The organism is Haloechinothrix aidingensis (genome assembly GCF_013450155.1).
GTDB classification, from domain to species: domain Bacteria; phylum Actinomycetota; class Actinomycetes; order Mycobacteriales; family Pseudonocardiaceae; genus Haloechinothrix; species Haloechinothrix aidingensis.
In genome coordinates this window covers 567039-587271 of record NZ_JACCKD010000002.1, presented here as the reverse complement: position 1 = coordinate 587271, position 20233 = coordinate 567039, and the positions used below count along the sequence as shown (strand labels likewise).

The window sequence follows — 20233 nt, the reverse complement described above, 5'->3', positions numbered from 1 at the left end:
TCCGGAGTGCGCCTACCGTCGCCCGAGCCCGCATTCCCGACGAGAGGAACGATACGTGATGGAGCTAGAGGACGTCATCTCCGACCTGGCAGCCGAGGGGCAGGAGGTGGACAAGATGGTGGCCGACATCCACCCGGCCACGTGGACGCTCGCCACCCCGGCACCGGGGTGGTCGATCGCCCACCAGATCGGACACCTGGCTTTCATCTTCCGCATCGCAGGGCTGGCCGCATCGGATCCCGAGAGCTTCAGGGGCCAGATGTCGCAGCTCGGTGGCGATTTCGACGCGGCAGTGAACTCCGCGCTCGCCGAGTACGTCGACCTGCCTGCGGGAACGCTGCTCGATCGGTGGCGTGCCGAACGCGACCGGGGCATCACCGCGCTCGCGGCCGTGCCGCAGGACCAGCCGGTTCCCTGGCTTGTCAACCCGCTGCCGCCTGCGGTGCTGGCATGCGCGGGGATGATGGAGCTGTTCGGTCACGGACAGGACATCGCGGACGCGCTCGGGGTGCGGCGGGAACGCACCGACCGGATCGGGCATATCGTCGGGTTCGCCGTACGAACCTGGGAGTTCGGGTATCAGGCTCGGGGCCTGACCCCTCCGGACGTCGAGTTCCGTTTCGAGCTCACCGCGCCCTCCGGTGCGGTGTGGACATTCGGTCCCGCGGAGTCGAGCGAGCGGATCACCGGTGACGCCGTCGACTTCTGCTTGCTGGTGACCAGGCGCAGGCATCGCGACGACCTGGCGCTGACGGCGACCGGCGCGCAGGCCGACCACTGGTTGGGTATCGCGCAGGCGTACCGGGGGCCGGCCGGACCGGGCCGGAGCCCGGGCCAGTTCGCGCACATCCCCCGGTAGCGCGATCCGGGCCAGTCCCGCACGGGTGGTGAGCACGGTGCTGCTCACCACCCGTGTTTTCGGTTTTTGGGCGGTCGGCCCGCGCGGTCTGGCGGCTCACGGAACTCCCCGTGTGCCGAGGTGTGTCGTGTGCCGAGGTGTGTCGAGTCAGCACCCGGCCCGCCGCGACGATACCGGCGGGTTCGGGCTTCGCCGGACGTTCCGGACGCCACCGCGCCGGTGGTGTGGTGGCCCGTGGTCACCGGACCGGCTCCGCACCACCGGCACGGCGGCCGTGCTGGTGGGGTCAGCTGTTGGCCGGTGCGTTGTGGTACGCGGCGATGCGCCAGCCGCCTCCCGGCTGCCGGACGACCACCCAGGTGGCCCTGACCGCACGCTCGGCGGCGACCTCGGTCTCGCCCGGCAGGAGCACACCGCCTTCCGTCACGATGATCGCGAGGTCATCGCTGAGCTGGCGGACGTCGACGGGCGTGCCGGTCACCCGCGAGCCGCGATAGGGCCCGGCGTAGCCTGCCGCCATGAAGGCCTCGATCTCGTGCTGTCCCTTCGCGTAGGACCCGGGCAGCGCCATGGTCGCGTCCTCGGTGAACACGGCCGCGAATGCGGCGGCGTCGTTGCGCGACCACGCCTCGATGATGTCCGTAACCGGGCGGAGGGCGGGAAGATTCTCGGTGGTGGTCATGGTGGTTCCCTTCCCCCGGGGTTCGCGGCCCCGGGACCGTCGGTTTCCTTCGTGCGAAGCGTGCGCATCGCACGGGATCGTCCGAATCGGACGAAAAGATGGGCTCGTCCCGCTGATCCGGGAACCGGATCAGCGGGACGAGCCCGGTCCTTACTGGTGAGCCGCCGTATCCTCCTCGCCGGCGTTCTCCTCATGGGACAGCGCGCGCAGGCAGTCGAAGACGTGCCTCGACACGGCGGCCACGGTGGGGTTGGCCCACAGGATGGTCGGCGGGAGGTCCAGCCCGTACCGCCGCTGCAACCTGACGCGCAGCGCCACGGTCATCACCGAGTCGACGCCGAGCTCGACCAGCGGCCGCCTCAGCTCGACGCTCTCCGCGTCCAGGTTGAGCTCGGCGGCAACCTGGTCGCGTACGTCGGTGGTGACAAGGTCACGCGCCTCGTCGTCGGTCAGGTTCGGGAAGTCGATGGAGAACTCCTGGCCACCGGCCGGGCCGTCGGCCTCTCCGGGCGGGGTCAGCTCACGGAACATCGGTAGCCGCGGCATATGGGCCTGCATCGGAAGCACCCGCAGGATCGCCTGGTAGTGCGTCTGGAAGCGGTCGGCGAATGCCCATGCCCGGAATGCCTCGGCCGCCGAGACAGCGTCCAGGCCGCGTGAGTTGGCCTCGAGCATGGTGGTGGCGATGTCCTCGGACAGCCCCACGCCGCGCCATGACGTCCAGCCGAGGCTGACGGTCTCGGTGTTCCCGCCGGAATTGCGGTGCGCTGCCAGCGTGTCGAGAAACGAGTTCGCTGACGCGTAACTGAGCTGACCGGACAGGCGGGCGAACTGGCCGCACGAGGAGAACATGACGAAGAAGTCGAGCTCGCCCGGTGGGAAGTGCCGGTGCAGCACCAGCGCCCCGTTGACTTTGGGCGCCAGAACCTCGCGCAGCCCGTCCGGGTCGACCTTGTCGACCAACGCGTCGTTCACCGCCCCGGCCGCGTGGACGACGCCCCGGACCGGCGGAAGCCCGAGCGCGCCCGGACGGAGTACCTCGGCGACCTCGTCCGCGTCGGTGATGTCGAGCGCGACCACGCTGACGGTTACCCCGAGTGCCTCGATGGCGAGGACGCTCTCGATCTGGCGACGGATGTCGGGGTCGCTGATGCTGTCCCAGTCGGCCCTCGGCGGCAGCCCGCGCCGCCCGGCGAGCACGAGCCTGCGCGCTCCCCGGTCGACCAGCCACCGCGCGACCTCGAGTCCGAGGCCGCCCAGGCCTCCGGTGATGAGGACGGTGCCGGATGGCGAGCACTGCAGCGGTGTACCGTCCGCGCTGCGTTCGATCTGGGTCAGGCGGGCGACCTCGGCTCCTTCGGCGGTCAGCGCGATGACATCTTCCGTGCCTGCTGCGGTGCTCATGACCTCACGCAGCCGTGCACCGGTGCCGGTGTCCACTGCGGGAACGTCGACAGCGCCACCCCACAACTCGGGGTGCTCACCCGCGATGATGCGGGATGCGCCCCACAACGGGCCATGCGCGACCGACTGCTCGGTGCGCGCCTCGCGTACGCCGCGGCTCAGGCACCACACACGTTGCGGTGCCACTTGCCCCGCCGAGCCCGACTCGATCTGGACGAGGCGCTGCACGGTACGGACGAGCGTCCACGTCGCGCGTTCTGTGGCCGTGTCGACCGTCTCGCCCGCACGGGTGAGCGACGGCGCGACCACGATCGCACCGCGCCCGGTGAGCAGCTCGGGCGTCAGCTCGGTCTCGATGCCGTCGTCGTACGGGTCGTCCCCGACTGCCTCCCCACGCAGCCGGTAGCAGCGTAGCCCGATCTCGTCGAACTGTTCCGCCAGTGGCGCGGTCACCTGCGGATCGCCGATGAGAACCACCTGGTCCAGGTCGGTGGGCTCACCTCCGTCGCCGTCGCCGGCAGGCAGCGGCCGCCAGGCGATCTCGTGTACCAGGTCCCGCGGGGGAACCTCGGCACCGAGGTGCTCGACAGCCGCGAACCGCAGGCCCGCGACCTCGCAGACGACGTCTCCGCTCTCGTCGGCGACGAGCACGTCCACGGTGTCGTGTGGCGACTCCGGCGAACGCGTGCTGTGCACGATGATCCGGGCAGGCGGCTCACCCCGGAAGCTGAGCCTGTCGATCGACCGGGACATCCAGAGCGTGGTCGCGTCCCCTGGGGACACCACCATCGCGCTGATCGTCAGCGCGGCGTCGATCACGTGCGCCCAGCTGCTCGCGTGCGTGGCCGGTGCCTGCTCGATGGTCTGGATCGCGAGCTGTTCGTGCTCGTCGGCGCGCAGCTCGTCGAGGCCCCACGGGAAGGCGTAGCCTTCGACGCCCATCCGCTGGAACATCTCGTCGGCCTTGGTCAGCGAACCTTCCGGCAGGCGGGCACGGACCGCCGTGGCGTCGATCCGGCCACGCGGTGGCCTGCCACCCGAGTCGATGCTCGCGGTGGTGTGCGTGATCCAGTCGTCGGCGTCCTGCGTCGCGGTACCGTCGGCGACGCGGGTGGCGAGAGAGAGCGACCTGCCTTCGCGAACGATCTGCACGATGCGGGGCGGGACGACCGCGAGCGGTGTGCGCAGCACGATGTCGCTCAGTACCGGAGGGTTGCCGTCCTCGGTGGCCGCCGCGAACGTGTTGATGATGGACGCCGCCGGCGTGACCTCCACGCCGACGAGGCCGTGGCTCTGCGGGTAGGGGCGGCTCGACATGTCGAGATACGTCTGCCACACCTGGCGGGACGGGGCACCGCTGACCGTCATCCGGCCGCCGAGCAGGCTGTGCCTCGCCGGATCATGCCCCCCTCCGATGCCGGCGTCGTCGCCGGTCTCCGGGAAGATCCAGTAGGGCCGGTGCTGCCAGGCAGCCGCGGGTAACGAGACCAGCTCGCCATCGGGGTGGATGCGTGACCAGTCGATGGTCGCTCCCGCGCAGTGCAGCCTGGCCAGGTTCACCAGCAGTGCCTCGACCTCGTCCGCGTCCCGTCGCAGCGTGCCGGTCGCGGACCCGTCCTCCACCTCGAGATGGTGGAACGTCTCGCTGACGGAGTGCGTGACGACCGGGTGAGAGGACACCTCGAGGAAGAGCCGGTAGCCGTCCTCGATCGCTGCCTCGACCGCTTCGGCGAACCGGACGGGGTTGCGGAGGTTCGCGACCCAGTAGTCGCGGTCCCGTGCCGACGCCGAACGCGGGTCGGCCATGGTGGTGCTGTAGAGGGCTACCGACGGTGTCCGCGGGCGGAGTTCCCGTGCCGCCTCAGCCACGTCGCCGGCCACGTCGTCCACATGCCTGCTGTGGAAGGAGATGTCCGAGTCGACGACCCGCATGTCGATGCCCGCCTCCAGCCAGTCGGTGACGAGCTGCTCGACCGCCTCCCGGTCGCCGGACAGTACCGTCGACTGTGGGCTCGCCGCGATCGCGGCCTCCACGTCGTGGCGCCCGGAGAGCCGCCGGCGGACCTCCTCGAACGGGAGCCCGGCCATGGCCATGCCGCCGTGCCCCTCCAAGCGCTGCAGGGCGGCCGCTCTCCGGCAGGCGAACCGCGCGGCCTCCGTCAGGTCGAGGGCACCGGCGGTAACCGCGGCAGCGATCTCGCCGACGGAGTGCCCGATGACCGCGTCCGGCTCGACACCGCGGTCGCGCCAGGCAGCGGCGAGGCCGACCTGCATGGCGAAGGTCAGTGCCTGGACGTGTGCTGCCGTCCACGGTCCACCTTCGACGAGCGCGTCGCGGGGCGTCCAGCCGAGCTCGTCGCGATACACGTCCGCGAGCGAGTCGAGCACGGCTGCGAACGCGGCGTCCTCGGCGAGCAGCTGCCTGCCCATACCGGGCCACTGGGCGCCGTGCCCGGAGAAGACCCACACCACGCCGCCCGCGTCGCCGTGCGAGGCTCGCGCCGACACGACGCCGGAGGCCGACGTGCCGTCGGCGAGGGCACGAAGCCGCTCGAGTAACTGCCCGGTCGAGTCCGCCACGATCGCCCCTCGCTGGGACAGGTGCGAGCGCCGGCGGGACAGCGTGTACCCGACCGACGCGAGGGAGACACCAGGAGTGTCGGCTACCCGGTCCGCGGTCGCGCCGGCGAGCGCGCGCAGTCCGGCCTCCGACATCGCGGAAACCGGGTACACGGCGCGTTGCCTGCCGGTCTCCTCCCCGGTCGCGGGTACGCCGCTCGATTCCTTCGCGGCACCCTCCTCGAGGACGAGATGCGCGATCGTCCCGCCGACGCCGTAGCTGGAGACACCTGCGCGCCTGGGCCGCTCGCCAACCGGCCACGGTGTCGGCTCGTCGACGAGGCGCAGCCTGGAACCGGGCCGGTTGACGGCCGGGTTCGGCTCGTTGTGCAGGCTGGGGGGAAGCTGCTCGTTCCGGAGTGCGAGCACGGTCTTGATGACGCCGGTGATGCCTGACCCGCCCTCGACATGCCCGACGTTCGGCTTCACCGATCCGATCAGGCAAGGCTCCGCCGGTGACCGGCCCGCGCCGATCACTTCGGACAGTGCCTTCAACTCCTCGCCGTCACCCGTCGGTGTGCCCGTGCCGTGTGCCTCGACGTAGTCGACGGTGGCAGGGGAGATGCCGACCCGCTCGTAGACCTCGCGCAACATGTGTTCCTGTGCTTCGGCGTTCGGCGCCATCATGCCGTCGGAGCGCCCGTCCTGGAACACACCGCTACCCAGGATCACCGCCTGGACAGGGTCGCCGTCGCGCCGGGCGTCTTCGAGACGCCGCAGGACGACGACACCGGCACCCTCACCTCGCCCATACCCGTCGGCGTCGTTGTCGAACGCCCGGCTCCGGCCGTCCGGCGACATCGCCCCTGCGCCCTCGAGTGCGACGTTGAGCGCGGGGGTGGCCATGATGTTCATCCCGCCGACGATCGCCAACGATGTTTCGCCGGATCGTAGACTCTGGCCCGCCACGTGTAGCGCGCTCAGCGAGCCCGCGCACGCGGTGTCGACGGCCATGCTCGGACCGCGGAGATCGAGGAAGTAGGACAGCCGGTTCGCGATTCCGTAGTAGGTCGTCCCGTTGACGGCGTAGGCACCGGTGCGCGGGATGTCCTCCAGCAGCCTGCGGCCGTAGTCGTTCGAGTTCGCCGCGACGTAGACGCCTGCGTCGGTACTGCGCAGTGACAGCGGGGGAACCCCTGCGTCCGCCAGTGCCTCCCAGGACAGCTCCAGCATGAAGCGCTGTTGCGGGTCGAGGAAGTCGGCCTCTCGCGGCGAGATCCCGAAGAAATCGGCGTCGAATCCCTCTATGTCGTCGAGGAACGAACCTCGGAGCGTGGTATCGCGAAGGATCGAGGTCGCCTGCGGGCTGCTGGCAGCGTACGGTTTCCACCGCTTCTCCGGCATATCCCGGACCGCTGTCCGTCCCTGGGACAGGAACTCCCAGAACTTCTCCGGCGAGTCGAGGTCTGGAGCGAACCTGCAACTCATACCAATAATCGCCACGGCTTCGTCGGGTGCTGCGTACTCGCTCAAGTCCTCGCTCCTCTTCATGTCGCCGACCGGAGACGACACAATGTCCGGGCAGGTGTTCGGGTGGTCCAGTTCTGATGGCGTACTCGTGCGAAGACGAATCGCCTCGCCAAGCCAGCGTCGGCCGACCGGCTCTCCCGCCGCATCTCCTGACGTGCGGGGTGCGGGCATCGAGTGTCGCGCGGGCTACGCCCTCCGGTCCGCAATGTTCGAGACGACGGGAGCCGGAAACGTTCATAGGCTGCACGGAACGGCAACGCCGGCGGGAACGACCCGCCGGATCCGGTCATGACTTACAGGAGTGCGAGCGATGTCCGAGACACGGGTACGGCCGACCAGTTCGGGAATCGTTCCCTGGCCGGCAGGTGCGGTCGCCCGCTACGAGGCCAGGGGGTACTGGGAAGGGCGGTCGTTCGGCGCGCACCTGGCCGAGGCCGCGCGCGCGTCGCCGGAGGCGACGTGCCTGGTAGACGGCGAGCGGCGGATGACCTACCGTGAGCTCCTGGCGCGCGCCGACGGGGCGGCCGTCCGGATGAACGAGCTCGGCTTGCGCGCGGATGACCGGCTGGTGGTGCGGTTGCCGAACTGCTGGGAGTTCGTGGTCGTCACGGTTGCGTGCTTCCGCGCCGGTATTGTTCCTGTGTGGACTCTGATGGAACACGGGAGGCACGAGCTGGCGGCCATCGCCGCACATGCCGAAGCCAGGGCACTGGTTGTTCCCGATGTCCACAAGGGAATCGAGCAACAGGAACTGGCCCGGGAGGTCGTCGGGGACGTTCCTAGCCTGGAACATGTCTTCGTGAAGGGAAGTGATACCGCTCCGGGCAGTATCGACCTCGGGGCCCTGTGCGAGCCCGCAGCCGACGGCGGAGCGTCCTCGACCGACCTCGACATGGCTGCCCCCGGTGGTGACGCCGTAGCGACACTCCTGCTTTCCGGCGGGACGACCGGGACCCCCAAGCTCATCGCCCGCACCGGTAACGACCTGGCCTATATGATCAGGCGCGTGGCCGAGCTGTGCGAATTCGGCCCGGATACCACGTACCTCGCCGTGCTGCCGGTCGGGCACGGCTTCGTCAATACCGGCCCCGGCATTCTCGGCACCCTCCTGGCGGGCGGCCGGGTGGTGCTCGCCGGATCGCCTGCGCCGGAGGTGGCGCTGCCCGCGATCGAACGCGAGCGGGTCACGGTGACGTCGGCCGTTCCCGCCGTCGTGCAGCGCTGGCTGGACAGCCATGACGAGGATCCCTGCCACGACCTCAGCTCGTTGCGGTTGCTGCAGGTCGGTGCGTCCCGGCTGGATCCCGCCGTGGCGAGCCGCATCGGACCGGGGATCGGCTGCACGTTGCAACAGGTGTTCGGGATGGGCGAGGGCCTCCTCTGCCTGACTCGGCCGGACGACCCCGCCGATGTCATCAACCACACGCAGGGGCGGCCGATATCCCCGGACGACGAGATCCGGATCGTCGATGACGACGGCCTGCCCGTGCCGCCCGGCGAGCCGGGGGCGCTGCTCACCCGCGGCCCCTATACGATCCGGGGCTACTACCGCTCGACCGACCTCGACGCGCGGGCGTTCGTCGGGGACGGTTGGTACCGCACCGGCGACATCGTCCGGCAGACACCGGAGGGCAACCTGATCGTGGCGGGCAGGGAGAAGGACGTGATCAACCGGGGCGGCGAGAAGATCAGTGCCGAGGAGATCGAGGCGTTCGCCTGCCGGGTCGACGGTGTCCGTCACGCCGCGGCGGTGGCGATGCCGCACGAGGAGCTCGGTGAGGCCGTGTGCCTGTTCGTGGTCGCCGAGCCCGGCAAGCGTGTGCGGCTCGATGACGTGCACGCTGTGCTGTCGGCCGCCGGGGCCGCGCGGTTCAAGTTTCCCGAACGGCTCGTGCTCGTTCCCTCGCTTCCGCTCACCGGAGTCGGGAAGGTGGACAAGAAGGCGTTGCGCGCCGCCATCGGGGCGGGTCGTTACGATAGTTCCTCGATCCTGGCTTCGAGATAGCGACGCTCCGGGATGCTCGTCGTGAGTCGCGCCGCCTTCTGGAAGGCTGCCCTTGCACCGGCCGTATCACCGGCCATCATCAGGACGTGGGCCCGTACGGCGTGCAGCCGGTGATGCCGTGCCATCCGCGCGTCGTCTTCCAGGGTCGCCAGCAGCTTGAGCGCGGCCGCCGGACCGTGCACCATGGCCAGTGCGACGGCTCGGTTCAACTGCACGATGGGGCTCGGCCAGCTCTGTTCGAGCAGGTGGTAGAGCAGCAGGATCTGTGGCCAGTCGGTCTCCTCGGACGACGCGGACTCGTCGTGCAGGGCCGCGATGGCTGCCTGGAGCTGGTACGGCCCGACCGGACCGTGGGCAAGCGCGCGGGTGGCCAGTGCCGTGCCCTCGTCGATCAGGTTCCGGTCCCACAGGCTCCGGTCCTGCTCCGCGAGTGGGACCAGGATGCCGTCAGGGCCGGTGCGGGCCGGGCGGCGGGCCTCGGTCAGGAGCATGAGGGCAAGCAACCCGGTGGCCTCGCCGTGGTCCGGCAGCCTGCTGTGCAGCTCGCGGGCGAGGCGGATCGCTTCACCGGTCAGGTCGGGCAGGTCCAGTGCGGTGCCCGACGAGGCGGTGTATCCCTCGTTGAAGATCAGGTACAGCACGTGAAGGACGATCGGCAGGCGTTCGCGTTCCTGCTCGGCCGGCACCGGAAACTCGACGTCGGCGCCCTTCATGTGCTGTTTGGCCCGGCTGATCCGCTGGCCCATGGTCGCTTCCGGAACGAAGAACGCGCGGGCCACCTGACGGGTCGTGAGGCCACCGATCGCACGCAGGGTGAGGGCCATCTGCGAGGTGGGCGACAGCGCGGGGTGGCAGCAGAGCAGTAGCAGCGACAGCGTGTCGTCACCCCGAGCCGTCCCGTCTGCTTCCGGACCGGGCGAGAGCAACTGCTCGGGTGGTGTCAGCGCGGAGACCCTGCTCTCCCGGCCCCTGCGCGCGGAGTCGCTGCGCCACGCGTCGGCGAGCCTGCGCGTGGCCACAGTGATCAGCCATGCCTTCGGGTGGTCGGGGATGCCGTTGCGATGCCACTGGACGAAGGCGTCGAGCAAGGCCTCCTGGACGGCGTCCTCGCAGGCGTCGAACTCGCGGTGCCGCCGTACAAGCAGGCCGAGGACCTGCTGCGCCAGCTCGCGCAGCAGGTCCTCGATCTCGTCGTCGGCGGTCACATCTCCGACCCCGACTGGTCCATGATCGGCCTGACCTCGGCGACACCGTCCCGGGTGTCCGGGAAGCGGGATGCGATCTCGACCGCGCGGTCGATGCTGTCGCAGTCGACGACGAAGTAGCCCGCCATCTGTTCCTTGGAGTCGGCGAACGGCCCGTCGGTGACGGCCAGCTCGCCGTCCCGCGTCCGGATGGTCTTGCCGAGCACCGGGTCGGCAAGCGGCTGGCCGTCCACGAGCTCGCCGGAGTTGGAGATCTCCTCCATCAGCGCGCCGAACTCGGCCATCCTGGCGTCTTGTTCCTCCTGCGACAGCTCCGTGCCTTGGTGGAGGAACATCGGGTGCTTCCAGCTGGTGGGGTTGCTGTGCAGCAGGATCAGGTACTTCATCGTTGTCTCTCCTTCGGGTAGCGGGCCTGACGGCTTCTCACCAGGGAGTCGGAGCGACCGCGCGGATTTCGACATGCCTGTGGCGGTCGTTACCCGTCGATGTGCATGACCTCCAGCGCGACCCCGTCCGGATCCGTGAAGGTGAACAGCGCGAACGGGATGGGCTCACGGTACTCGCGCACGTCGCTGCACGGTACTCCGCGGTCGGAGAGGTGGGCGTGCCACGCGCGCAGCTCGTCGCGTGTCGCGGCGGAGAAGCTGAGGTGATCGAGACCGGTGCGGTGCGGTGCGAAGCTCTCGCCCTCACCCTGGTCGTGGGTGATCAGGCCAAGGTAGACCTGCGTGCCGGGGCGCATCATTCCCGCGCTGCGTCCACCCGGGAACTTCTCCTCCATCCACTGGACCATCCCGAGCATCTCGCTGTACCACTGCACGCTGCGTTCGAGGTCGGTCACCGTGATACCGACGTGGTGCAGGGCCGCCAGTCCGTCAGGAGTCTCTGTGTTCGGAGTGGACGGTGTGGTTAGGACGATTTCCATTGGGATCTCCTTGGTCAGAGTGTCATACAGGCACGCCACCGTGCCTTCCGGGTGGCCGAAACTACGTCGCGCCGTGCCGCGCACGCTACTTCCCACATGCCGGATCGCCCCGATCCCGGCCCGGGGAACGGACCGGTTGCTCCCGCACGCGGGGAGAAGCCGGCAGGAGGTCGCCGGCCGTAGCGTGGAAGCCCGGACGGCGGTGGAGTCACTGTGTTGGGAGAAGCCATGTCTGATGCACCACTGGCAGTCGTGACCGGGGCGTCCTCCGGCATCGGCGCGGAGTTCACCCGTGCGCTGCTCGCGCGCGGCTACCGGGTACTCGCCGTCGCCCGCCGGGCAGACCGCCTCGCAGCGCTCGAGGAGGACTCCGACGGGTGGGTGATCCCGGAGGCCCGTGACCTGAACGAGCAAGGCTCGATCGAGGCCGTGGCCGCGCGCGCCGAGCAGTACGGGGGAGCCGACCTGCTCGTCTGCAACGCCGGTCGCGGGATTCGCGGACCGTTCGTCGACACCGCCATGGCCGATACGCTCGATATGCTGCGCCTCAACGTGCTGGCGAGCGTGGAGCTCACCGGTCGGGTGGTCCCGCGGATGGTGGAGCGTGGCTCGGGTGGCGTCATCGTCGTGTCGTCGTCGCTCGGGTTCGTCTCGACGCCCTACTTCGGCGCGTACGGTGCCAGCAAGGCATTCCTGCTTTCGTTCGCCGAGGCCCTGTCGACGGAGCTGGAGGGCACCGGTGTGCGGGCCATGGCCGTGTGTCCCGGCCCGACCATCTCGGAGTTCAGCGAGGTAGCCGGGCTGGGTGACCGGGTCGAGGACACGCCTGGCCACACCACGGTCGACCAGGTCGTGGCCGGCGCGTTGCGGGCATGGGACGCGGGCCGAACCGTCACCGTGCCGGGCATGGTCACCCGGCTGATGACAGCCGCGCTGGACCACGCACCCCGTTCCGTCGCTCGCCGCGTGATGGCCGGCGTCTTTCGGTGAGGCCACCGGCGACACGGCGCGCGCGTCACCGGATCGGGTGGTCAGATCACCGGATCGGGTGGTCAGATCACCGGATCGGGTGGTGCGGCGATGAGTTGATTCCCGAGCCGGAGTCCTTCCCTCGTCACCCCGCGAACGCGGACGAACCCTCAGGGGAAGGACGAGGTTATGACCACCACCCACACCATCAGCGTCCCGGGTGCGCGCCTGCGTTACGAAGTGCGCGGTGCGGGGCCACTGCTGCTCGTCGCGGGTGCGCCGATGGCGGCGGCGGCCTTCGGCCAGCTGGCCGAGGCGCTCGCACGCGACTACACGGTCGTCACCCACGACCCGCGCGGCATCTCGGGTAGCCCGCTCGACGACCCGGACCAGGATTCCACCCCCGAACTCCGAGCCGACGACCTGGCTGCCCTCCTGGACCACCTGGGAGCCGGCACCGCCGACATGTTCGGCAGCAGCGGCGGCGCGGTGACCGGCCTGGCGCTGACCCTGCGGCATCCGGGCCGGATCCGGACGCTCGTCGCACACGAGCCACCCCTGCTGGAACTCCTTCCGGATGCCGGTGACCGGCGTGCCGACATCGACGCGGTCATCGATACGTTCCGCGGGGACGGCCTGGACGCGGCATGGCGGAAGTTCCTGGCCGTGTCCGGATACGGCGCCGACGCCGACCCGCCACCGCCGGGAGAATCCGCCGAACAGGACCTCGCGGACGCTACTCGGTTCTTCTGCCACGAGCTGAAGGGAACGACCGGGTACCGGCTGGACAGCGCCGCGTTGGTCACCGGCCCGACCCGGGTGGTCGTGGGCGTCGGCGCCGACTCCCGCGGCCTGGTCACTCACCGGACCTCGACAGCCTTGGCCGAGCTGCTCGGCACCTCGCCTGTCGAGTTCCCCGGCGATCACGGCGGCTTCCTCTGGCAGCCGGAGGACTTCGCCGAGCGGTTGAGCAGCGTGCTGGCGAGCGAGAACGCGGTCGCGTAGCTCGCGGGTGCTCGTGTACCCGCGCGGGTGCGGGAGCGACCTGGCGGCCGCTCCCGCACCCCGAAACGCCGCGCCGCCGGCAGGCGGCCCGGCCCGCGCGTCTGTACGGCACCGGGACGGCACGGGACTCGTGACGACCATGTAGGCCGGGTCAGCTGTACCGCTGCTCGAGGTGCACGGTCACCTCGTCGCCGACAGTCTTGCCGACTGCCTTGCGCACTTGAGCCTTGACGGGCAGCATGTGGACTCCGCCGCCGATCGGGAGCATTGTCGCCTGGAACGAGTGTCCGTCGATCGTCCCGGCGACCTTCACCGGTTTCCGGGTGCCGAAGTAGTCGCCGGAACCGGGCATCTGCACGCAGGGCCACCCGCTGTTGTCGTCCTCGATGATCGTCGCCGTGAACGTGGTATCGATGTTCTGTGCGGTTTTCGGTGCGGTGGACATGGTGTTCGGCCTCCTTGTTTTCTGGAACTCACTTTCCGGAGTGGTGCGCACTCGCCGTGCGAGAACGCACGGATTCGCCGGGAGGTCGTAGCCTCCCGGCGAACCGTTCTCAGGCGCCTACCGCGACGCGCTCGGCCGTCGGGTCCCGCACCTCCTTGCCGACCCGCTCGAGCAGGGCCATGATGAGGACTCCGCCGGCGAGTATCAGCACGGCTCCGATCCGGAATGCCAGCGCGTAACCCTCGGTCGTGGCGACATCGGCCGGTACGGAGCGCTCTATCGCGTCGGTTGCGTGGCGCACCGCGAGGGTGACCAGCACGGCGACCCCGAGCGCGGCGCCGACTTGTTGCATGGTGGTCTGCACCCCGGACGCCAAGCTGGAGTTCTGGCCGGTGACCTTGTGCAGCGCGGCATTGGTCGCTGCAGGCATGGAAGCACCGGCGAACAGTCCGAACACGACCATTCCGGGCAAGATGCCGGTGACGTAGGACGCCTCGGCGTCGATCATGCTTGTCAGCAACAGTCCCGCGCCCGCGCCGAGGTATCCGATCGTCGCCACCGCCTTGACGCCCACCCGGGGAATCAGCATGGTACCCGTGCCGATGCCGCTCGCGATCGCGGCGCTGAGGGGCAGCCAGGCGAAGCCGGTCACCAACGGGGAGAACCCCCGGACGTTCTGCATGAACAGGGTCAGCATGAAGGTGTACGGGATGAACGCCGCCATGAAGAACAACGTGGCGATGTTGACCACCGACCGTGTCCGGTTGGCGAAGAAACCAAGCGGGATGAGCGGGTTCCGTGCGCGGAGTTCGATGATGACCGTCGCGACGAGAAGCGCGATGCCGGTGCCGAGCGGAATCGTCACCCCGGCCGAGCCCCACGGGTTCTCGGCAGCCTGCAGCAATCCGTAGACGACGGCGATCAACCCCGCGGTCATGGTGGTCGCGCCGGTGACATCGAGCCCGAGGTTCTTGTCGCGCACCATCCGGCTCTCGCCGACCAGCCGGGGCAGCAGTACAAGCACCACGAGTGCCACCGGAATGTTGATGAGGAAGATCCAGCGCCAGGACGCCAGGTCGGTCAGGGTGCCGGAGATGACGTAGCCGAGTGTGCCGCCGAGCCCCATGAGCCCGCTCCAGACGCCCAGCGCCTTGGTGCGCTCCTTCGGGTCGGTGAACAGCAGGGCGATCAGGCCCAGTGACGCGGGCGCGGCCAGCGCCTCCGCGGTCCCCTGCCCGAACCGGCCCACGATCATCATTCCCGGGAACGCCGAGAAGCCGCAGATCGCCGACGATACCGCGAAGACGGTGACGCCGGTCAGGAGCAAGCGCCGCCTGCCGAACACATCGGCCAACCGGCCGCCGAGCATCAGCAGCCCGCCCGCGGCCAGCACGTACGCGTTGACGACCCAGGCCAGGCCGGACGCGGAGAATCCGAGACCGTCCTGGATCCTCGGGAGCGCCACGTTCACGACGGTCATGTCCAGCAAGATCATGAACTGCAGGCCGGAAAGTAACGTGAGTACCCACCATCGCCGGGGGTCCGCCGCCTGTTCTGTGGCGGCCCCGTCCGGAGGCGGACTCGAATCTGCCGTGGTCACGCTCGTCCTCCCTTGATTGTCGATTCCCGTGCCAGAGGCATTGGCGATCTCCTTCCGACGTCCGACGCTCAGCCGGGACCGGTACCGACCACTCCTGCCGCGGCGACCAGCGAGGTCGCGATCCGGTCGATCTCGCTGGACGTGACGACGAGCGGTGGGGCGAGGAGCACGTTCGGGCCGACACGCCGCACGAGTACGCCTGCTGCCCGCATGTGCCTGCGCATCCGCGAGGCACGCCGCCGGCTGTCCGTCTCGACGGCGACCAGCAGGCCGCGTCCGCGGACGTCGTGCACGAACGGCAACGAGTGGACCTCGGCCAGCGCATCCAGCAACTGGTCCCCGCGTGCCCGGACGTTCGCGAGTATGCCCTCGGTGTCGATGAAGTCGATGACGGCAAGCCCCGCCGCACACGCGGCCGCGTGCCCGGAGTGCGTGTGCCCGTGGACGAAACCGGCCATCTCCCTCTTGTTCCGGTCGAAGACGTCGAAGACGTGCTCGGTCGTGGTGACCGCGGCGAGTGACACGTACCCCGCACCCAGGCCCTTGCTGGTCAGCAGGACGTCGGGCGGGATGCCGGCGTGCTCGTAGCCGAACATCCGCCCTGTCCTTCCGAACCCCGTAGTCACCTCGTCGAGGACGAGCAGCACCCCGTGCCTGTCGCACAGTTCCCGCGCGGCGCGGAGGTAATTGTCCGGACTGATGTAGGCGCCGCGGGCCTGAACCGGCTCGACGATCACGGCAGCCGTGCGTTCGCCGTTCTCGGCAAGGAAGTCCCGCAGTGCCTCGACCCCGTCGGAACCGCTCGGACCGGCCTCCGGAACGGGCCTGGGCACGGTGACGAATCCCGGGGGAGCCACCGCGTCCGCGAAGGGGGATGAAGCCGCCGAGCACGCGGCGGCCGCCATGGTCGCGCCGTGGTACGCGTTGTCCAGTGACACAATGATGTTGCGCTCCGGCGAGCCGAGCGCCGCGTGGTAGAACCGCGCGACCCGGATGGTGGCCTCCACGGCCTCGGACCCGCTGTTGCAGAAGAAGGTGCGGGTCAGCCGGGGTCCGGTCAGCTCGGCGATGCGCTGAGCCAGCCGGATCGCCGGCACGTTGGCACCTTCCCCCAGGTCGTAGGTCATCAGCCGGGACAGCTGCTCACTCACCGCATCGATGACCGGCCGGCACCCGTAGCCGAGGTTCGCGTTGAGCCCCGACGACCTGGCGTCGAGATAGCGATGCCCGTCCGCGTCCCGGACCTCGCACCCCTGGCCGGACACCGCGACCGTTGTCTCCGCGTTGACCCGGCTCGGCGACCAGGGGTGCCACAGGTAGTCGGCGTCGACGCTGAGCAGGTCAGCTTGTCCGCCGGTCGTCGGAGTCGTCGGTGCGGCGTTCATCTACTCACTCCAAGCTCGTCTTCCACGGGCCCGACATGGCCGTGTACCGGCGATGCCGTCCGATGTGCCTCTCGCGTGCCGGCGCAATCGGTTCGACCGCGCCACGTCGGTTCCGTGGACTCCTGCAGTCTGGCTACCGTCGCCGCCGGTCACCAGTGCGCAGAACACGGGAACCGCTGTGAAATCTTCATGCCGGCCACACCCGGACCGGTACCGAGTCCCAGGACCGCAGCGTGTTGTTGAGCCTGCGACGGGGCGGACCGGCGATCTCGATGGCCGCCACCCGTTCGGCGAGCGCCGTGAGCAGGCACTCGGCCTCGAGCCGGGCGATGTTCTGGCCGACGCACTGGTGGATGCCGAACCCGAAGCCCAGATGCCCGGACGGGTCGCGGGACACATCGAACACATCGGGGTCGGCCCACCTCCGGGGATCGCGGTTGGCTGCCCCGAGGAACATCAGGACCTTCGCGCCGTCGGGAACCACCGCATCCCCGACACGGGTGTCACCGGTGGCCGTCCGGAAGAACGTCTGGACCGGTGAGGCCCAGCGCACCGCCTCGTCGAACGCCACACGCGCGAGACCCGGCTCGGCGCGCAGTCGTTGCCACTGCTCGGGGTGGGTAGCGAGGGCGTGCAGCACCGCAGCCAGCGCGTGCACCGTCGTGTTGACCCCCGCCGCGAACAGCGAACGCACCACCTGTGGCGCTTGCTGGACGGTGATCTCACCGCGGTCGGCCGCCGACCAGATCTGGGCTCCGAACCCACCTTCGGCAAGCGCCTCACGCTCGCAGTGGGCGCTGACCCACTCCGAGAGCTCCCGCGCTCGCGGGGCGCTCGCCGCGACGAGGTCGTTCCGCGGCCCGAAGGCGTTGAGCAGGAAATCGCTGAACGGCAACAGGTTCTCCCTGCCCGCTTCCGGGATGCCGAGCGCGTCCGGGAACACCCGCAACGGGTACGCCTTCGCGAGCATGGACACGGCGTCGAACTCGACACCCGCTCCCGCCCGGGCGGCCAGCAACCCGTCGACCATCTCCTCGGCCACAGCGGTCCACTCGGTTCGCAGGCGGCGCTGCGCGCGGGGGCCGAGGAGGTCGGCCAGCACCCGGCGTGGCGCGTCGTGCTGCGGGGGGTCGGCCTCGACCACGGCGCTGAGCTGCCGCCATGGCTTCCGGATCCGGAAGTTCGACAGACCCACCCCTGCTCCGGACTGGAAGCTCTGCCAGTCGCGCAGCCCCGCGTACACGTGCTCGTAGCGGGCCATCGCGTAGATGTCGTGGGCGCTGAGGTACACGAGTGGTCCGGCCTCGCGCAGCGCGACCTCGAGCGGGAACGGGTCCTCCAGCTGCTGCCTGCCGAAGGGGTCGGTGTCGATGACGGGTACCGGCGCCCCAGAGCGGGCGGCCGTGGGGGAGAGTGTCTCGGTCATGGTTACTGCCTCCGTCGCGGGGAGCCTGTCGATCCGGCTGTTCGTGGTGGCCCGCCGTCACCGCGGTTCGTCGAGGTCCGGCAGCCGTGGTCAGAGATCCAGTACGAGCCGATCGCCGCGCGACCGGGACACGCAGGGGAACATGCAGTCGCCCGCGGCGCGCTCGTCGTCGGTGAGCAGCGAGTCCCTGTGGTCCACGACCCCGTCGAGGACGCCGGTCGCGCAGGTGCCACACGTGCCGCGCATGCAGGAGGACAGCACGTCGACGTGGGCGGTGCGCACGGCGTCCAGCACGGATACGCCCGGCGTGACGGTCACGGTCGTGCCCCTGCGAGCCAGGACGACCTCGAACGGTGCGTCCCGTACCTGCGATTCCTGCTGCCTCGCGGTGAACCGCTCGGTCCGTAGCGCGGGCGCGGGCCAGGTGGCGCACGCGGTGTCGACCGCGTCGAGTAGCCCGGGCGGGCCGCAGCAGTACACCCGGACGTCGTCGCGCGGCTCGCCGAGCCAGGTGTCGAGGTCCGGCCTCCCTCGCTCGTCCTCCGGCACCACGTGGACGCGGTCGCCGTAGCGTGCCAGCTCGCCGAGGAAGGCCATCGACCCCCGGTGGCGGCCCCCGTACACGAGGCTCCACTCCGCACCGAGGAGGTCCGCCTGGTGGAGCATCGGCATCAGCGGTGTGATGCCGATGCCACCCGCGATGAACAGGTAGTTGTCCGAGGGAACCAGTGGGAAGTTGTTCCGTGGACCCCCGACGCCGACGCTGTCCCCGACCCGCAGCCGGTCGTGCACGTAGGCCGAGCCGCCGCGCCCGTCCGGCTCGCGGAGCACGCCGACCCGGTACCGGTAGGCATCCCACCTGTCGCCGCACAACGAGTACTGGCGCGTGAGCCCGCCGGGCAGGATCAGGTCGATGTGCGCGCCAGGTGTCCAGTCCGGCAGGCGGGCACCGTCCGGGTGTGCCAGCTCGAGAGCGACGACACCTTCGGCGACGGTTTCCTTTGCCGTCACGCGCAGCGCCGGCGCGTGGCTCCCGCCGGCACCGACTTCGTCGACTCCCATGTGAATCCTCCGCGGCGGTTGGCGTTCCCTGTGGAACGGGTCAGACCTTGACCAGCTCGATGACTGACGTGAGCGACGTGGGGGTTATCGGGTACGTGGCGCGCACGGCGAGCCGCGCGTTCCCGGCGAGCTCGGCGATCTGGCCGAGGGTGCGTTCGCGCCCGCCGGTGTAGACGAGCATGCGCAGGTCCATCGCGGTGTTCGGCGACTCCGCGGTGTTGATCGCCTCGACGACGAGGACGACGCCGTCGTCGGTCGCGGCTTCCGAGCAGCGCCGGAGGATCGCGGTGGCGTGCTCGTCGTCCCAGTTGTGGATGACCGAGGACAGCAGGTAGCCGTCCGAGCCGGGCGGTAGCGGATCGAAGAAGCTCCCGGTCACCGTCTCCGTGCGCGCGGTGAGCCCGGCGCGCTGGAAGAGGCTGCGCGCGGCCTCCGCGGGCCCCGGCAGTTCGACGAGGGTTCCGCGGAGGCCGGGATACCGGCACAGCAGCTTGCCGAGAAGCGCGCCGTTGCCGCCACCGACGTCGACGACGTTCCGCAGCCTCGTCCAGTCGTACGCTTCTGTGATCCCGCTGTTGTCGATGTCGATGTGGTGCCCCATCAGTACGTCGAACGATGCCGACAGGGTGTCGTCGGATGCGAGGTCCTCCCAGAACGGCACGCCGTAACGCACGGCATAGGCCGGTGAACCGGTCCGGATCGTGTGGGCCAGCTCGACGAAGCTGAGATCCCCTCGCCCGACCGCACCGTGAATGTCCAGCCATTTCCGCATGCCCCCCGCATGGTTCTCGCGTAGGTGTTCCCCGGACTCGGTAAGGGTGTAGACGCCGGGTTCGTCGTCGGCCAGGAGGTCGATGGTGACCAGGTGCCGTAGCAGGCGGTCGAGCGCGCCCGGATGGGTACCGGTGACCGTGGCGATGTCGGCCGCGGTGCGGAACCCGGCCGCGATGTGGTCGGCTACCCGTAGCGTTGCCGCCACCCGTACCGCCATCGGTGTCGCCAGGTCGGCCATGGCTCTCAGCCCGACACGCCTGGCCTCGTCCACAGCCATCCGCTCTCCCTTCGTATGCAGGTAGTTCCGTGCCCGGTCCGTGACCCATCCGTGCGAGCCCGGAACCGGCTGCCGTCGGGGATGCCGCGGGGACGCGCCGTGGCCCGGAACGCTGTGCCGG

General features: G+C 69.8%; 15 protein-coding genes. 4 read left to right on the top strand and 11 right to left on the bottom strand.

All coding sequences use genetic code 11. From position 1 onward, the window contains the following. Positions 1-55 precede the first annotated feature (55 nt). Entirely contained in the window at positions 56-859 is an 804-nt protein-coding gene (locus H0B56_RS07215; RefSeq protein ID WP_425484502.1) for a TIGR03084 family metal-binding protein, read from the top strand. A 286-nt stretch (positions 860-1145) separates the two neighbouring features. On the opposite strand, the gene H0B56_RS07210 is transcribed toward H0B56_RS07215, so the two are convergent. Next, entirely contained in the window at positions 1146-1541 is a 396-nt protein-coding gene (locus tag H0B56_RS07210) for an SgcJ/EcaC family oxidoreductase (protein ID WP_180892134.1), read from the bottom strand. Between the two features lie 150 nt (positions 1542-1691). Further along, positions 1692-7037: a type I polyketide synthase gene (locus H0B56_RS07205; RefSeq protein WP_219632382.1), complete on the bottom strand. Its 5346-nt coding sequence runs from the start codon at positions 7035-7037 to the stop codon at positions 1692-1694. Positions 7038-7344: 307 nt separating this feature from the next. On the opposite strand from H0B56_RS07205, the gene H0B56_RS07200 reads away from it, so the two are divergent. Beyond that, a complete protein-coding gene (locus tag H0B56_RS07200) occupies positions 7345-9039 on the top strand; it encodes a (2,3-dihydroxybenzoyl)adenylate synthase (protein WP_180892132.1) in 1695 nt (564 codons plus the stop codon). Here H0B56_RS07200 and H0B56_RS07195 read toward each other — a convergent pair. From H0B56_RS07195 to H0B56_RS07185, 3 genes are all read right to left on the bottom strand, one after another. Further along, the gene (locus H0B56_RS07195) at positions 9006-10244 is read right to left on the bottom strand and encodes a DUF6596 domain-containing protein (RefSeq protein WP_180892131.1); all 1239 of its coding nucleotides are present in this window, start codon (positions 10242-10244) and stop codon (positions 9006-9008) included. The two genes, H0B56_RS07200 and H0B56_RS07195, sit on opposite strands and share 34 nt — an antisense overlap. Continuing rightward, positions 10241-10630 (bottom strand): YciI family protein, encoded by a 390-nt coding sequence (locus H0B56_RS07190; RefSeq protein ID WP_180892130.1) that lies wholly within the window; start codon positions 10628-10630, stop codon positions 10241-10243. The genes H0B56_RS07195 and H0B56_RS07190 overlap by 4 nt, the downstream gene beginning before the upstream one ends. 89 nt (positions 10631-10719) lie before the next feature. Next, entirely contained in the window at positions 10720-11169 is a 450-nt protein-coding gene (locus tag H0B56_RS07185; RefSeq protein WP_180892129.1) for a VOC family protein, read from the bottom strand. A 228-nt stretch (positions 11170-11397) separates the two neighbouring features. Between H0B56_RS07185 and H0B56_RS07180 the strand changes: the two genes are divergently transcribed. Further along, positions 11398-12159 (top strand): SDR family NAD(P)-dependent oxidoreductase, encoded by a 762-nt coding sequence (locus H0B56_RS07180; RefSeq protein ID WP_180892128.1) that lies wholly within the window; start codon positions 11398-11400, stop codon positions 12157-12159. Between the two features lie 168 nt (positions 12160-12327). After that, positions 12328-13143, top strand: coding sequence for an alpha/beta fold hydrolase (locus tag H0B56_RS07175; RefSeq protein WP_180892127.1), 816 nt, complete (start codon positions 12328-12330; stop codon positions 13141-13143). A gap of 151 nt (positions 13144-13294) precedes the next feature. Here H0B56_RS07175 and H0B56_RS07170 read toward each other — a convergent pair whose 3' ends face one another. From H0B56_RS07170 to H0B56_RS07145, 6 genes are all read right to left on the bottom strand, one after another. Further along, positions 13295-13588: a DUF1905 domain-containing protein gene (locus H0B56_RS07170; protein ID WP_180892126.1), complete on the bottom strand. Its 294-nt coding sequence runs from the start codon at positions 13586-13588 to the stop codon at positions 13295-13297. Between the two features lie 109 nt (positions 13589-13697). After that, positions 13698-15188 carry an MFS transporter gene (locus H0B56_RS07165; protein ID WP_219632381.1) on the bottom strand — a complete coding sequence of 497 codons (1491 nt, stop codon included), beginning with the start codon at positions 15186-15188 and terminating at the stop codon, positions 13698-13700. Positions 15189-15256: 68 nt separating this feature from the next. Continuing rightward, on the bottom strand, positions 15257-16573 hold the full coding sequence (locus H0B56_RS07160) for an aminotransferase family protein (protein ID WP_180892125.1): 1317 nt from the start codon (positions 16571-16573) through the stop codon (positions 15257-15259). A gap of 187 nt (positions 16574-16760) precedes the next feature. Beyond that, a complete protein-coding gene (locus tag H0B56_RS07155) occupies positions 16761-17999 on the bottom strand; it encodes a cytochrome P450 (RefSeq protein WP_180892124.1) in 1239 nt (412 codons plus the stop codon). Positions 18000-18089: 90 nt separating this feature from the next. Beyond that, a complete protein-coding gene (locus H0B56_RS07150) occupies positions 18090-19061 on the bottom strand; it encodes a PDR/VanB family oxidoreductase (protein WP_180892123.1) in 972 nt (323 codons plus the stop codon). A gap of 40 nt (positions 19062-19101) precedes the next feature. Next, positions 19102-20112, bottom strand: coding sequence for a methyltransferase (locus tag H0B56_RS07145; RefSeq protein ID WP_180892122.1), 1011 nt, complete (start codon positions 20110-20112; stop codon positions 19102-19104). Positions 20113-20233 lie beyond the last annotated feature (121 nt).